This is a genomic window from Paenibacillus kribbensis, assembly GCF_001705305.1.
In the GTDB taxonomy this organism is placed as follows: Bacteria; Bacillota; Bacilli; order Paenibacillales; family Paenibacillaceae; genus Paenibacillus; species Paenibacillus kribbensis_B.
The window spans coordinates 59,523-74,190 of sequence record NZ_MCBP01000018.1 but is presented as its reverse complement, the minus strand read 5'-3'; the positions used below and the strand labels follow the sequence as shown (position 1 = coordinate 74,190).

Sequence of the window (14,668 nt, the reverse complement as noted above, 5' to 3'; positions counted from 1 at the left end):
CGTATGCATGATCTTTCCCCCTTACGGGCAGTACGGTTTTAACTTGGTGCCATTCCTGCGAGGACCAGCTCCTCCTGAATCCAGCTACCTCTGTCAGACAATTGCAGCAAGTCGGCAGAGACCTGCTTGACCTGCTCTTGTAGCACATGTGGCTGATCCGTCCCTTCCAGAAAGCGACTCAAAAAATGGAGAAACACGTCTACCTTCCTGAGCAGCATCAATACAGGTAAAGCATCAATCTCGTCGGAGGACAGGTGAACTCGGCGGCTAAAGCCCTGGCAAAAATCCCGAACTGCCTGCGTCTCCTCCGGTTGTCCCAAAAAACCTGATAAGATGACCGCTGGTTCCATGACCCGAACGTCCAGCGTACAAAATTCAAAATCAAGCAGTGCAGCCACCTGGCTATGATCGGAATCCTTTACTAACAAATTGGAAGCGTTCAAGTCCCCATGTACAAGCTGATGCGGCAATTCTTCCATTGCATGAAGTGAATCTGTAATCTCTTCATATACTTTTCCTATCAATCGCAGTTCTTCCTGCAAAGCTTTCAGAGGCTCAGGCGGATTTAGGCAAACCTCTCGAACGATCTCTTGGTTGCACAATGGATAGGATTGCTGCAAGGCGTAATACGGTCGGTAGACTGGAGCCAGTTCAAGCTTGAATGTCGCAAGCACAGCAGATAATTCCCCCGTAACCTCGCCAAAAGAATAAGCAAAGCTTGAATCCTGCTCCAGTGGTGATTTGCCTTCGATGTAGTCGAACAGACAGACATATTTGCCGCCTTCCTTCTCCAGCTGAACGACGGTCTCTCCCGTGACCGTTCGCATTGGCATCGGTACACTGAATGACAGAGAATGCTTACTCAGCGCCTGCAAAACCGCATGCTCAAATTCAATTTTGTCCCTATCCCTGTGTGTATCGTAGACGCGCAGCACCCCGCTTCGGCCATTACCCTTAACAAAATACGTCGTATTATTCCAACCCCCGGTTCGTTTCTGCAACGTCCCGTTCCACGCCGGCCAGTGCCGTCTTAGTACCGCTTCCAAGAATGTATCCTCCCTTTTGCAGGAGACAAAGGTATCCCGCAGCCTATCATTTCATCAGCCTTGAGCTTATGAATTTGCAGCTATTATAACAAATATAGACGCCCGTTAGAATTGGACGTCCTTGTATATCCTTCATTTCCTCAACTGTTTGTTTCGGATATTTTGCGGAGTGGCACCATACGCCGTTTTAAATTTTTTATAGAAAAAACTCATGCTGTTATATCCAACCTGCTTAAATATCATTTCGAACGGTAGGCTGGTATTCACAACCAGAGAATAGGCTGCATTGAGTTTAATGTCGGCAATAAGCTGAGTGTAAGTAAGACCGGTTACTTTTTTTAACTTATTACTTAAATACGTACTATTGTAATTAAAATGGTTAGATAATTGCTGCAGGCTTAAATGCTGATAGTGCTCTTCCATGTAATTCAGAATAGAGGTAATATTATTTTCCTGCTGGTTTAAGTGAATATTATGCTCGCTTTCCAATACACGGACCAATTCTCCAAAAACAATTTGCAAATAAGCCTTGACCAATTCCATCGAATCTTCTTGCCTGGAAAAATATTCAATCAAGATTCTACGCAGTATATATTGAAGGTTTTCATTATGCTGCGACTCAAAAATAATAAAGTGATTATGGTGCTGATGCTGGAGGACAGAGTTGGCGAGAAATTCGCCAATCAGGCTTTTTTTCCTGGATAACCGTTGCAGGAACAGGGAAGAAATCGTTTCTCTTTGCAGCAAGATATTAATAAGTATATCGTCTTCTCCCAAAGGAGCGATGCTGTGCGGCACATCCTTATCCAGAACACACACCTGGCCTTCACAAAGCTGAATTTCTTTGCCTGCTATGATTTGATTGCACTTGCCTGAATAAACATAGTTTAATTCAATAAATTCATGCATATGCTCCAGCATCGGAGCATATCTATTGTGCTTGCTAATATAAATATCATGTTCTCCGAAGAAAAACAAAGCAGGCATACGATACATATTCTGATTCACATCAAAGTATCGTTCATCCTCCGATTCTTCGAAGAGGTCGTTAATCACCTGATTGTTTTGTTGTTGTAAAAGCTCAATTTCCGTTTTGGTTCTCAGCAGCTGGTCCAACTCATGAAGGTTCATGAACACTAACTCCTCCTTCATTATATGGTGGAAAAACGGGCGGTTCTCCGCCCGTTGCAAAAACTACCTGTATAGGATGACTTCCATTAACCATGGACTGCCGCCTGAGATTTGCTTCCCTTTCCTCTAATAGCGATTCCCAGACAGATGAGTGCGGCAATCATAAATACAATCGCAGAAACGAGGAATGCAAATGAGGCGGTTTCATTTCCAAACATCATGCCAACCAGCTTGATGACATAAGGCGAAGCAAACGCTCCCAAATTGGAGCCTACCATCGCAATGGAAATGGATAACGTCTCACTGCCTTTAGGCACGATTTTGGTTAGTATGGTAAAAATATAAGGAATAAACAACGCAAAACTAAAGCCAATGATCAGCATGGCAACAGTAACCATGGTCACATTCTGAGCAAACCACAGCAGTACAAAACCTGTTGCTGTCAATAGACTGGAGATAAAGGGAGCATAATTTCTAAACCATTTATATATTCTACCAAACAAGAAGCCTGCAATCATGGTTGACAAGGAAAACAGCGTTAACGCAGTTCCTAGAAAACCAGCATTGGGCATACTCTTTTCAGCAATCATAATGCCTGTTTTGGTATACACAATCATAATAAAAGTCATAAACAGGAAAAGTGCAGCCCCTAATCCGAGCACAGGTATGGATACTCCTCCACTCCTGTGGCCCGTTCCTGTGGAACTCACCGCAGGCTCTCCACGCTCTGGTTCGGGAATGACAAGAAAGAATAACAGTGCAATCGGAATGGTGATCGCATAGCATAAAAAGGCGAACTGCCAGTCGATTAAGGCAAGCTGTCCTGCCACAAAGGTAGCCAGGCTGCTTCCGAGCCCTTGAACGGCGCTTTGAAAGCCTACTAATTGGGCACGTTCGTCCCCTTCAAAAAAATCGCTAATTAAGCTGACAGCCAGCGAATTGAACATCCCGAGACCTGCACCGAGCACCAGACGCAATGCGAGAATCCATGTAATGTTAGTCGTGAGCATAGGAAGTATACCGCCAATAACCACGAGCAAAAGTCCTAGCAGGACTGTATTTTTTTTGCCCAATCGGGAAGAGATCGGACCACTCAACAGCACAAACAGCATCATCGAGAAGGATGGAATCGTAACTACGCTTTCAATCAGCGAGCTGGAAACTCCTGATAATTGGTTCAGCATCATCGGTATGACAGCCGAAATGGCACTCGCTGATGTCAGGACTAAGGAAATGGACAGCAACGCCGTTTTAAACAACACTTTGTTCCTAATATTCATCAAGCTTCTCCCCTCTAGTCTATGTTATTTAGCCTCTGGTTGCATGTGCAGGAACCTGGGCAGCCTGGTAGTATCTGTACTGGAATGCATACTGTCCAGAACCGACCGTAAACGTCATTTCATGATCTTCGCTCCTTTGGAAGAGCGCCTGTTCCCCTGTTGAACCTAGCTTCCCGGCCAGCTCCTGTGGCACATCACCAGGCGGATACTGAATCGACGGATATTGCATGGCAATTGTCTGCTGTAGTGCATCCGGCTCCATCACTCCCGGAAGTGTAATCTTGGCCGTCGTATTATGCGGTACGAGAACCGTCATCTGCATTTCTTCATTCACGATTTTCCAATGGACCTCAAGCGCACCATATGGCGTCTCCAATTTCCCGTGGGCCGAAGTAAGATTGGCAGGCGGTTTGGGAGCTAAACGTGATTTTTTATAGCCCGCTTCAAGCACATCGATTCCAGCAATATTCTGGTACATAAAGTCTCCAACTGATCCGTACGAATAGTGATTGAACGAGTTCATATCGGTACTCCAGAACGAGCCGTCCACTTTGATGCTGTCCCAATGCTCCCACATGGTCGTTGCCCCTCGTTCAACCTGATAGAGCCATGAAGGGTAGTCATTTTGAAATAAAATCTTATAAGCTACATCCGTATAGCCATTGTCGGATAAAACCAGGCATAGGTAGGGTGTGCCCACAAAGCCGGTATCCAGATGCATATCATTTTTTTCTATGAGCCGTACGAGCTCCTGGATCACTTGCTTTTTATGCTTTTCCGGTACCAATCCGAAGTGCAAAGCCACAACCTGTGCAGTCTGGGTATTGGAGGTCAGTTTGCCAGCGTCATCGAAGTAGCGGTTCGCAAAAGCGATTTTAATCCCCTCATGCAAGCTTTTATATATGTTGTAATCGGTATAGCGATTCAGCAGTTTGGCCGTCTGTGCCACAATATGAGTCGAATACGCAAAATAAGCAGTTGCCACCAGCGTTCCGTCCGTCGCCCCAAAATAGCTTCCTTCCTCGCTATCCAGCGCCAGCCAGTCCCCAAGCTGCAAACCGGTATCCCAAAGATATTCTTCGTTCCCCTGGGCGCGGATATAATCCACCCATGCTTTCATACTGTCATACTGCTGAGCTAAAATTTGCTTATCTCCATAGCATTGATAAATGGTCCATGGACATATAACCGCCGCGTCTCCCCATGCTGCCGTCGTTTTGTCCATATTATCGGCAAAGGTTCCTTTGAGGACATCCGGCACTACAAAAGGCACTGCCCCATTTTCCAGCTGGTTGTAAGCCAGATCCTTCAGCCACTTGCGGAAGAAGGAAGCCGCATTCATATTGAAGCTGGCCGTTCTGGCAAAAATCTGTGCATCGCCGGTCCAGCCTAATCGCTCATCACGCTGCGGGCAATCGGTCGGCACGTCCAGGAAGTTCCCCTTTTGCCCCCACACAATATTGTGCTGGAGTTGATTCAGCTTTGGATCGGATGTCTCAAACAAGCCAACAGTCTCCATGTCCGAATGCAGAACAACACCCGTAAAATCTTCAATTGCAATGCTATCCGGAAAGCCCTCAAGCTTCACATATTGAAAGCCCTGAAAAGTGAAATGCGGCCGAAATATCTCCGTCCCCTTCCCGCTGCAAATGTACGTAATCTGCTGCGCTGCATCACGAATGTTGTCTCTGTAAAAGTTCCCTTGCTGATCCAGCACTTCACCATGCACCAGATTCAAAACCGTACCTTCAGGGGCTTGAACTTTAAATTCCAGCCAGCCTACCATATTTTGACCCAAGTTAAGCACAAGCTCACCTTTGGGGGTTCGAATGAGTTCAGCAGGCTTCAATCGGTTCATCACACGGACAGGCTCGTTCTCCTGAGCAACCAGATGACTTAACGGGAATGGGACGACCTGCATCATTTTCCGTTCGGTCAAGGAGCTATGTTCGGCTGCCTGTTGCTGCTCAAGTCGGGCATCATAGATTTCGCCGTTATAAATATCCGACATTAAAATGGCACAATTCGCTTCCTCCCAGGAAGAATCAGAGCAAATGACTTCAGAACGGCCATCTTCATAGCTAATCTTCATTTGAAATAACAATGCATTCGTGTTCCCGTAGGTGTCCTTGCGCTTCTGCCAGCCCAGATAACCGCTATACCAGCCTTCTCCCACCGTTGCTGTGATTCGATTATGCTGCTCCCGAAGGGTAGAAGTCACGTCATAAGCTTGCACCTGGACACGATCGTTATAATCCGTCCATCCCGGGGTAAAGTAGGCATCGCCCACTCTTTGTCCATTTAACTCCAGTTCATACAGACCAAGGCTTGTAGCATAAATGACTGCTTTTTCCACTTTTCCCTCAACCGAAAAACACTTGGAGGCGGCAAAAGGAGCTCTTGTCTGAAACTGTTCATGGATGCTCCGCTCCTTCACGGTGATCCATTGTGCCTTCCAGTCCTGCTCATAAAGCAGTCCCATCTCCCAAAAGCCGGACTCACTCCATTCCGATTCCTCCGGTTCGGTGTCACCCGCTCCCTGAGCCCATACTTTTACCCGATAATAATATCTTTGTCCTGATTCCAGTGGAGGGCCTTCATATGGAAACAGAATGGATTGATCCGAATAGGAAAAATGATTCCAGAGCAGCGGTTCAAAAGTGGGATTTATGGATACCTGCAACTGGAACCTTTTTTGGGAAACATACATTTTTTCAGATTCGATCTGCCAACTTAACCGCGGCTTTAGACAGCCCAGCCCAATCGGATTATTTAAATGTTCGCATCTAAGCGCTTTCACTTTTAGCATTCTTATGTCCTCCCTGAGGTCTTCTTTTGTATTTCCATACTCAAATTAAAACGCTTCCATAGACTATGCGCAATGTTGTATCCCTGCATGTTGTATGCTTGATTTACAGGTGTTGAAATTCCAATCCTGATATCGAATCTTAAAATGGATTTATTGGATAAATATGTACATTGACAAGATAGCTACATCCATTAAAAAAAACCTGAATCCGTTGGGGGCGGATTCAGGCTTGATTCTTTCGAGAAGGAAGGCCTATCTATTCTCTATTCTTTTTCAGCCAGCTTATGCCTGTCCAGCTATTGCCTGTTCCGGCGTAGAGGTCGGATACAGGTGACAGGCTACCTGCCGACCTGGTGCGGCTTCGGCAAAGATCGGCTGTACTTTGCTGCAAATATCCATGGCTGCCGGGCAGCGGTTATGAAATGCACAGCCGCTTGGCGGATTTTCCGGGCTGGGCACATCGCCCTTGAGCACAATCCGCTCACGCTCGGCTTCCGGATCAGCTACAGGTACCGCAGACATTAACGCCTTCGTATACGGATGCAGCGGCTCCTTGAACACTTCCTGGGTCGGTGCAAGCTCGACCAGCTTGCCTAGGTACATCACACCAACACGGTCGCTGATAAATTTGACGACCGACAAATCATGGGAAATGAACATGTACGTTAGGTCATATTTCTTTTGCAGGTCCTTCATCAGATTGAGCACCTGCGCCTGGATGGACACATCGAGGGCCGAGACTGGCTCGTCACACACGATAAATTTGGGATGAAGCGCCAGTGCCCGTGCAATCCCGATCCGCTGGCGTTGACCGCCCGAGAACTCATGCGGGTAACGATGAGCGTGATAAGGAGACAAGCCGACCACTTCGAGCAGCTCTTCCACACGCTCTTTGAGCTGTTCTTTGCTCAATTTTTCATGCGTGATGAGCGGTTCTTCCAGCACCTGCTGCACCGTCCACCTGGGATCAAGCGAAGCAAACGGATCTTGAAACACCATTTGCATATCCGTTCTGAATTTGCGCAGCTGTTCTGTATTCAGCTTCCGTATATCCGTGCCGTTAAACAGAATCTCTCCATCGGTTGGTTCGATCAATCTGAGAATGGCCCGTCCGGTTGTGGATTTGCCACAGCCGGATTCTCCCACGATTGCCAGGGTTTCACCCTGCTGTACAGTCAGGTTAATACCATCCACCGCTTTGACTGCTCCCACTTGCTTGGAAAAAAGTCCTTTTTTGATCGGATAGTGTTTTTTCAAATTACGTATTTCAAGCAGTGTACTCATGATATCCCTCCTGCTGTAACAAGCAGCGGCTTTTGTGCCCAGGCTCCACTTCCACAAGCCCCGGGGCCTCTGCAAGGCAAATTTCCTTGGCAAACTGACAGCGTGGTGCAAAACGGCAGCCTTTTGGCATATCGAGCGGGTTAGGAACCTGGCCCGGAATGGAAGCCAGACGCTCCTGATCACTGTTCAATTGTGGCAATGAGGCTAACAGGCTCTGTGTATACGGATGCTTGGGAGCTTTAAAAAGCGTTTTGACATCCGTTTCTTCCACGACTTGTCCAGCGTACATAATTACGACCCGATCACACATCTCAGCAACAACACCAAGATCATGGGTAATCATCAGAATAGAAGTTCCTTCTGACTTCTGCAGCTCACGCATCAAATCAAGAATTTGCGCTTGAATGGTTACATCGAGTGCCGTTGTCGGCTCATCTGCGATCAGCAACTTCGGATTGCAAATCATTGCCATTGCGATCATAACCCGTTGGCGCATACCACCTGAGAGCTCATGCGGATAAGAAACGGCTACCTTCTCTGGACGCGGGATACCCACCTTCGTCAGCATTTCCACGGCCATCGCTTTCGCCTTCTGTTTACTTACACCATGATGGTATCTGGCAGACTCCGCAATCTGCTTGCCGATTTTGAACACGGGATTCAGCGAAGTCATGGGCTCCTGAAAAATCATGGCCATCTCGTTGCCACGAATCGAACGCATTTTCCGCTCTGAAAATTCCAGCATGTTTTCACCGTTAAACCTTACTTCACCAGCGGCTACTTTCCCAAGTCCTTTGGGGAGGAGCTGCATAATGGAAAGGGAGGTAATGCTCTTGCCACACCCGGACTCCCCAACGATTCCGAGTGTTTCCCCTTTGCCAACCGACAGATCGACGCCGTCCACGGCCCGGATGGTTCCGGCCGCCGTCTTGAACTCCGTCCGCAGATTGGTTACTTCAAGCAGTTGTGCCATGCCTTCTTCCTCCTCCTTGACCATCATGAACCTTCACGTTATTTATCCAAGAGAACAAGCTTATTCGGACTTGCCCATCGTTTGCAGATGCTTCATGCTGCCATACAATTTTGTAATATGCTGATACTCTTTTTCCGAATGAAAAGAGCATTGTCCACGACCATAGGCCTTGGCTGTCTCGACAGCAAACTTGGCCGCCAGCGCAATATCGCCTTCGTGGCTGGCACCCGTCGCACTGCCTGGCACGGGAGCAGCGGCCGTAATGGCTACACCAACCACCGGAGCAGATGTTGCTACCGCTGGCTGCAAAATGCTGTTTATATGGTACAGATCGTTGCCATAAGGCGTGATATCCTGCGTCGTTACAGCAAAAGTGACACACGGCTCGCCGGTTACGTTCTGGGCAATATCGACAAGGTCTTCACTGATCCGCAGCACATAGCCTTCACGTACCGTCGGGGAAATGGCAATACCTTTATGATTGATAACGCGGTTCCCTTTGGTCGTATCTATCGACAGGATCGCTTCCATTTCGGGAGTCACTTCATATTTGTTCATCGTCAAAATATCTACGGGTGAATCCATAAATGGAACCGGATCATGGGGCTGAGTGGGTGCATCCGGGCAAATATGTGTACAGATGATCACGTCTCCGTCAAGCACATCTCCTTTAGACTGCATAGACAAAAGCTTGGCTGCCGCCGAAATTGCCGCTGCTGCTCCATCACCATCCGATACAAATCCGATCATTTCCGGTCTGGCTCCAAGCCCGCCAAGGCGGCCAACTACGCCCAGAGTTGGAGAATCCCCTCCCTGAATGCGACCGTTCTTCCCGGCAATGACGATTTTAATAAAATCCGTAGAGCCCTTGTCACCTTGCACGGTTGAAACCGTGATCTCCGCTTGACCCAGCTGTTCCAGGTAAGCTTTGACTTCTGCCCCGCTGGCAGACGGGCTATCCAAAAGTTCATAGACTTCATATACTTGTTTCATCATGCGGCAGATCCCCTTATGCTTCTTTTTGTGTTGTTTTCAAATATTTAAGCGCCGTCAAAGCGTATACTTTCGCAGATTGAATGATCTGCCATACCGGAGCCTTTTCATTAAAGTTATGAATGGTCCGCAGCTCGGCAGGCCCGTATTGCAATACCGGGATATTATACTTGCGGAACGCACGTGCATCGCTGGTCGCCCATTGCAGTACGCCATAGGCTTCTTTACCGCTGACCTCAGCGATAGATTCCACGAGTTCATGCACAATCGGTTCGGTTGGCGGGGTCCAGTTAGCATTGCCGTAAAATCCGAACTGCTTGGGTTCAGCATCAATGCCTACACTTGCAAGCAATTCCTTCGCTTTCGCCAGTACATCCCGGTAATCTACGCCAAATGGAACACGGGAATCCACTTGTACAGTGCAACGGTCGGCAACCACATTGACTTTGGTGCCCCCCTGGATCGTACCAATGTTCACTGTTACATGATCAAACGCTTGTCCATAGCTCGGGTTTTCCCGTTCGCTTGCATAACGTTTGGAAATTTCAATGATCTCTTTGACTTCCTCCGGAATGTCCGGCTTGATGTCCCACAGTTGCTGCAGAGCTTCAATCCCTTTTGCCGCCTTCAAAATAGCACTTTCACCTGCAATCGGCTGCAGACTGCCGTGACCTGGCGTGCCTTCAACGGTAAATTCAAACCAGCAGCTTCCTTTTTGGCCGATGGTCGGGTTTTGCGGACCCGAGGGCTCTGCGATCACAGCAGCCGTTCCTTCAATCAGCTTTCTTTCCAGCACCCAAGGCACACCAAGATGTCCCCCGGTCTCTTCGTCTGGAACTACAAGCAGCGACAATGCCCCTTCGAGCGGTACGCCAAGCTTGGAAAACAGCGCAACGGTAAATATCAATCCAGCCAGTCCGGCTTTCATATCCGAAGCGCCGCGGCCAAGCAGATAGCCGTCACGAATTTCGCCGCAGAACGGATCGAAGTCCCAGCGGGTAAGATCCCCTGCCGGTACAACGTCTGTATGTCCACAGAAAATCAGCTTTTTTCCATCCGTTGTTGCAGCACCATAATCGGAAATGAGATTCCACATATTCGGCCCGGATTCATGTACAGTTGTTTCAATCCCCGCTTCTTTAAGGTAGTCCATAATAAACTGGCTGATTTCACGTGAATCACCTGGAGGATTTTCCGAAGGAAACTGAATCAACCGCGAGCAAAGCTCCAGCAGTTCATCCTGCCGTTTATCTATTTCATCAAGGACTAACGCTTTCCAATCTGTCATTTCATTCCATCTCCTTCGTTTTTTCATTCCATGTAGTGTAGTCATCTACAGCTTCCATACCGAAACAGCAGCCTGCCTCAGATGTAAAATGATAGCCTTCGGCTGTAGTCAACCGAAGGCATCCAGGTAAGATGAACAACTTACTCTTTATTCAATGAATAGAATCGAATGACTTCATCCGGGTAGTACACATATCCCGTGATGCCTTTGCTCATGCCAACAACCCGATTGTATTCATACAGGTACGCCCAAGGGGAATCTTGATTGATAAGCTCTTGCGCTTTGCCATACAGTTCTTTTCGTTTATTGGCATCCTGCTCCTTGCCTGCTTGCTCCCACAGCTTATCCACTTCCGGATTGGCGTAATGCATATAGTTCGAGGAACCGCCGCTGTACATCAGGAAGCCAAGATGGTAGCCTGGGTCATTGACGAAGGAGGTCCATTTGGAGATGTATGATGTCAGATTGCCTTCTCTTTGTTGTTCAAGAAATTGTGCACGAGCAACGTTGACAACGTTCATCTTTACACCGATTTTGGCAAGTTCAGCTTGAATCAACACGGCGTCATCCGCCCAGTCCTGGAAGCCGGAGCCCAGGGTCAAATCAAAGCTAAAGCCATTCGGGTAGCCTGCTTCAGCTAGCAACTGTTTTGCTTTGTTCAGATCATGCTTATAGCTGTAGCCTGCATCGGTGTAGCCAGGCGTGTTACTCGCTACAGAGCTCTTCATTTGCTTTGCTTGACCGTACATGACATCGTCGATTAACTGGTCGTAAGGAATGGCATAAGAGATCGCCTGACGCACTTTTGGGTTATTAAAAGGCTTTATTTTGTTGTTCATGGCAAAATACAAAATCCGGTTACTTGCGTTGGATTGAACCTTCAGATCAGCGTTCGTTTCCAGCTTCGCAACGTCCTTGGCAGGAATTTCAATGGCCATGTCGACATCGCCTTTATCCAGCAGGAGCACACGGTTGGAGGCTTCCTTGGTAAATTTCATCGTTACTTTGCTCAGACTTGGCGCACCTTGCCAGTAGCTGGTATTGCCATTAAAGACGGCTTCTGTCGCCGGGTCCCATTTTTCAAGCTTGAACGGACCAGAGCCTGCTGCATTTGTTTTCAAATAGTCGCCATCGCCCTTTTCCTTGACAAGCACGTCATCCACGATGGAGAAGTTGTACAAGGACAGAATTTGCAGGAACATATGATTAGGCTGGGATAAGGTAATGACAACAGTGTGCTCATCCGGCGCAGTAGCGTTTTTGATAGAGCTCATGCCGTAAAGAAAGCTGCCGGAATCGGAATTTTTGAGCCGCTCAAAGGAATACAACACAGAGTTGGCGGTCAGCGGGTTGCCGCTTTGGAATTTAACGTCTTTACGCAGATGCATTGTATAAGTCATGTTATCAGCGGAAACATCCCATTTCTCAGCCAGCATGGGCTTGATCGTCTCCGTATCTGCGACTTCACCGCTGTCCGTAGACTTTTTGCCGTAGGTCACAAGCTGGTCATAGAGCGCAAGCACAAGTGTATCGGATGTAAGATCACTTGCTTCAGCAGGGTCCATGGTCGACCCACCCTCCGAGTAGGCAAGCGTAATCGCCTTGGGCGGGGCCGAAGCTTCTGCGCCTTTTTCGCCGGATGAAGCGGACGGGCTATTGGCATTGCTTGCGCATCCTGCCGTCCAAAGCAATGTAGACAAGACGACAATTAGAGAAAGACTTTTTTTCAACATGGCTTACGTTCTCCCCTTTGATAATCTATTATTTTATTTGCTAGAGCGCAGTCTAGGATCAAGAACATCCCGCAAACCGTCTCCAAGCAAATTGAAGCCCAAAATAGCTGTCGCAATTCCAAGACCCGGGAAGGTTACAATCCACCACTCACCGGAAATGATATACGCCCGTCCTTCTGAAATCATCGCTCCCCACTCAGCAATCGGGGGCTTGACGCCAAGTCCCAAGAAGCTGAGACTGGCAGAGGTCAGAATGGCAAAGCCCATTCCAAGGGTTGCATTCACAAGCAGCGGAGCAAGTGCATTCGGCAGAATGTGGCGAAACAAGATCGTTCCGTTCGTTACACCGATCGCCCGGCTGGCCTCCACAAACTCCTTCTCCCGAAGAGAGATGGTTTGTCCGTGAATCAGTCTGGCGAATTCGGGGATACCCACAATACCCACGGCGATAAGTGCACTCATCAGTCCTGGTCCCATGGCTGCGGCAATTGCCATGGCGAGCACCAGCGAAGGGAAAGCAAGCAGGATATCCATACAGCGCATAATAAGACTGCCCATCCGACCGCCATAGAACCCGGCTACTGCTCCAAGCGGTACGCCGATGATAAACGAGATCGACACGGCGATCATCCCCGTCCAAATACTGATTCTCGCCCCGTAAATCACACGGCCGAGAATGTCACGTCCGTAATTATCGGTTCCAAACCAATGCTCCGCACTTGGCGGCAACAGTTTGTTCGCCGGGTCGGTTACATAAGGATCATGTGGAACGATCCATGATGAGAGGACGGCGACGAGCGTCCATCCCACAATAAAGATAAATCCGATTAGAGCGAGCTTGTTGCCAAACAACAAACGCCAAAAGGTCTTTCTTTTCGGTATAGCGGCTGTGTTGGGCTGAGGCACAGCCGCTTTTGCCGCCAAATCACTTGCAGTGCTCATCCGAGTACCTCCCCTACTTTTGTGCTTCGTGCTATCACTCGTACCGGATACGTGGATCAATTAGTCCGTAAATCAGATCAACTCCGAGGTTGATAAAGCTGTAAATCAGCGCACTTACGAGGGTAAATGCTTGAATCGGTGCGTAGTCAGCCGCCAAAATGGAATCCGTCACATAGCTGCCCACTCCTGGCCAGGTAAAGATCGTTTCGGTAATAACCGCTCCACCAATCAGGTACCCAACCTGCAAACCAAGTACGGTAAGCGTTGGAATAAAAGCATTAATGAGTGCATGCTTGTAAATGACAACCCCCTCACGCAAGCCCTTAGCCCTGGCTGTACGGACAAAATCCTGACCGATAACCTCCAGCATGCTGGAACGCATCATCCGTGCTACAATCGCCATGGTGCCTGTGCTGAGACAGATTGCAGGCAGAAGCAAATGGGATAAGCTGCTTTTTAGAGCTACAAAATCTCCCGTCATCAAGCTATCGAGCACATAAAACCCCGTAATGTGCGTGGGAGGATTGATGTCACCGCTAATCCGTCCCATTGGCGCAGGAGCTATCCCCCATTTGGCATAAAAAATATAAATGAACAACAGTCCGATCCAGAAGATAGGCATACATGCACCGATTAAGGAAAACACACGTGAAATGTGGTCAACTATCGATTCTTTTCGGGTCGCCGCCAAGATGCCGATCGGGATCGCCACCAGAACCGCAATGATCAAGCTTGCCAATGCCAGCTCGATGGTTGCCGGAAACCGAGTAGCAAAGTCACTTGCCACCGATTGTCCGGTGTGATAAGCCTGACCCAGGTCACCATGGAACAATCCGACTACATAATGAAAGAATTGAATGTACTTGGGCTGATCCAGTCCCATGCTGCTGCGAATATTTTCAATCGTCTCAGGTGTAGCCTGTTCCCCCGCAAGCATCACGGCAGGATCACCCGGAAGCACTCTTGAGATCATGAATGTGATGACGACAATACCAAGCAGTGCCGGAATCATTTGAATCAATCTACGTAGTGTGTAAACGGCCACAGCCTGTCCCCCTTTGCTCTTAATCCCTTTCTTCCTGTCACGTTTCTTTTCATTTGTTGTTATTTTGAATCATTGTACTAGGGAACAGACCAAGTGCCTACGTCCTGAACAGCTAAAAATAGTGACGAATTTTGTCGTTCGCGC

11 protein-coding genes are annotated in these 14,668 nt (G+C 48.2%); all 11 read right to left on the bottom strand.

Features of this window, described 5'->3' with window-relative positions:
- Positions 1-38: 38 nt before the first annotated feature.
- The 11 genes from BAZ21_RS24440 to BAZ21_RS24390 all read right to left on the bottom strand — a co-directional run bounded on the left by BAZ21_RS24440 (position 39) and on the right by BAZ21_RS24390 (position 14,524).
- A complete protein-coding gene (locus BAZ21_RS24440; RefSeq protein WP_068505493.1) occupies positions 39-1,046 on the bottom strand; it encodes a phosphotransferase enzyme family protein in 1,008 nt (335 codons plus the stop codon).
- A gap of 132 nt (positions 1,047-1,178) precedes the next feature.
- Positions 1,179-2,177 carry an AraC family transcriptional regulator gene (locus BAZ21_RS24435; protein ID WP_068505492.1) on the bottom strand — a complete coding sequence of 333 codons (999 nt, stop codon included), beginning with the start codon at positions 2,175-2,177 and terminating at the stop codon, positions 1,179-1,181.
- Positions 2,178-2,263: 86 nt separating this feature from the next.
- On the bottom strand, positions 2,264-3,457 hold the full coding sequence (locus tag BAZ21_RS24430) for an MFS transporter (RefSeq protein WP_068505491.1): 1,194 nt from the start codon (positions 3,455-3,457) through the stop codon (positions 2,264-2,266).
- 28 nt (positions 3,458-3,485) lie between these two features.
- Positions 3,486-6,266, bottom strand: coding sequence for an alpha-L-rhamnosidase (locus tag BAZ21_RS24425; protein WP_068505490.1), 2,781 nt, complete (start codon positions 6,264-6,266; stop codon positions 3,486-3,488).
- A 282-nt stretch (positions 6,267-6,548) separates the two neighbouring features.
- Positions 6,549-7,550, bottom strand: coding sequence for an ABC transporter ATP-binding protein (locus BAZ21_RS24420; RefSeq protein ID WP_068505489.1), 1,002 nt, complete (start codon positions 7,548-7,550; stop codon positions 6,549-6,551).
- Positions 7,534-8,523 (bottom strand): ABC transporter ATP-binding protein, encoded by a 990-nt coding sequence (locus BAZ21_RS24415; protein WP_068505522.1) that lies wholly within the window; start codon positions 8,521-8,523, stop codon positions 7,534-7,536. The genes BAZ21_RS24420 and BAZ21_RS24415 overlap by 17 nt, the downstream gene beginning before the upstream one ends.
- Before the next feature lie 60 nt (positions 8,524-8,583).
- Positions 8,584-9,519, bottom strand: coding sequence for a DUF1177 domain-containing protein (locus BAZ21_RS24410; protein ID WP_068505488.1), 936 nt, complete (start codon positions 9,517-9,519; stop codon positions 8,584-8,586).
- A gap of 13 nt (positions 9,520-9,532) precedes the next feature.
- Positions 9,533-10,804 (bottom strand): M20 family metallopeptidase, encoded by a 1,272-nt coding sequence (locus tag BAZ21_RS24405; RefSeq protein ID WP_068505487.1) that lies wholly within the window; start codon positions 10,802-10,804, stop codon positions 9,533-9,535.
- 140 nt (positions 10,805-10,944) lie between these two features.
- Entirely contained in the window at positions 10,945-12,537 is a 1,593-nt protein-coding gene (locus BAZ21_RS24400) for an ABC transporter substrate-binding protein (protein ID WP_068505486.1), read from the bottom strand.
- Between the two features lie 33 nt (positions 12,538-12,570).
- On the bottom strand, positions 12,571-13,479 hold the full coding sequence (locus BAZ21_RS24395) for an ABC transporter permease (RefSeq protein WP_068505485.1): 909 nt from the start codon (positions 13,477-13,479) through the stop codon (positions 12,571-12,573).
- Between the two features lie 34 nt (positions 13,480-13,513).
- Positions 13,514-14,524: an ABC transporter permease gene (locus BAZ21_RS24390; RefSeq protein ID WP_176718213.1), complete on the bottom strand. Its 1,011-nt coding sequence runs from the start codon at positions 14,522-14,524 to the stop codon at positions 13,514-13,516.
- Between the last annotated feature and the right edge of the window lie 144 nt (positions 14,525-14,668).

Coding starts and splice junctions, on each gene's coding strand:
- BAZ21_RS24435 (WP_068505492.1), bottom strand. CDS start 2,177: ATGAACCTTCATGAGTTGGACCAGCTGCTGAGAACCAAAACGGAAATT.
- BAZ21_RS24430 (WP_068505491.1), bottom strand. CDS start 3,457: ATGAATATTAGGAACAAAGTGTTGTTTAAAACGGCGTTGCTGTCCATT.
- BAZ21_RS24425 (WP_068505490.1), bottom strand. CDS start 6,266: ATGCTAAAAGTGAAAGCGCTTAGATGCGAACATTTAAATAATCCGATT.
- BAZ21_RS24420 (WP_068505489.1), bottom strand. CDS start 7,550: ATGAGTACACTGCTTGAAATACGTAATTTGAAAAAACACTATCCGATC.
- BAZ21_RS24415 (WP_068505522.1), bottom strand. CDS start 8,523: ATGGCACAACTGCTTGAAGTAACCAATCTGCGGACGGAGTTCAAGACG.
- BAZ21_RS24410 (WP_068505488.1), bottom strand. CDS start 9,519: ATGATGAAACAAGTATATGAAGTCTATGAACTTTTGGATAGCCCGTCT.
- BAZ21_RS24405 (WP_068505487.1), bottom strand. CDS start 10,804: ATGACAGATTGGAAAGCGTTAGTCCTTGATGAAATAGATAAACGGCAG.
- BAZ21_RS24400 (WP_068505486.1), bottom strand. CDS start 12,537: ATGTTGAAAAAAAGTCTTTCTCTAATTGTCGTCTTGTCTACATTGCTT.
- BAZ21_RS24395 (WP_068505485.1), bottom strand. CDS start 13,479: ATGAGCACTGCAAGTGATTTGGCGGCAAAAGCGGCTGTGCCTCAGCCC.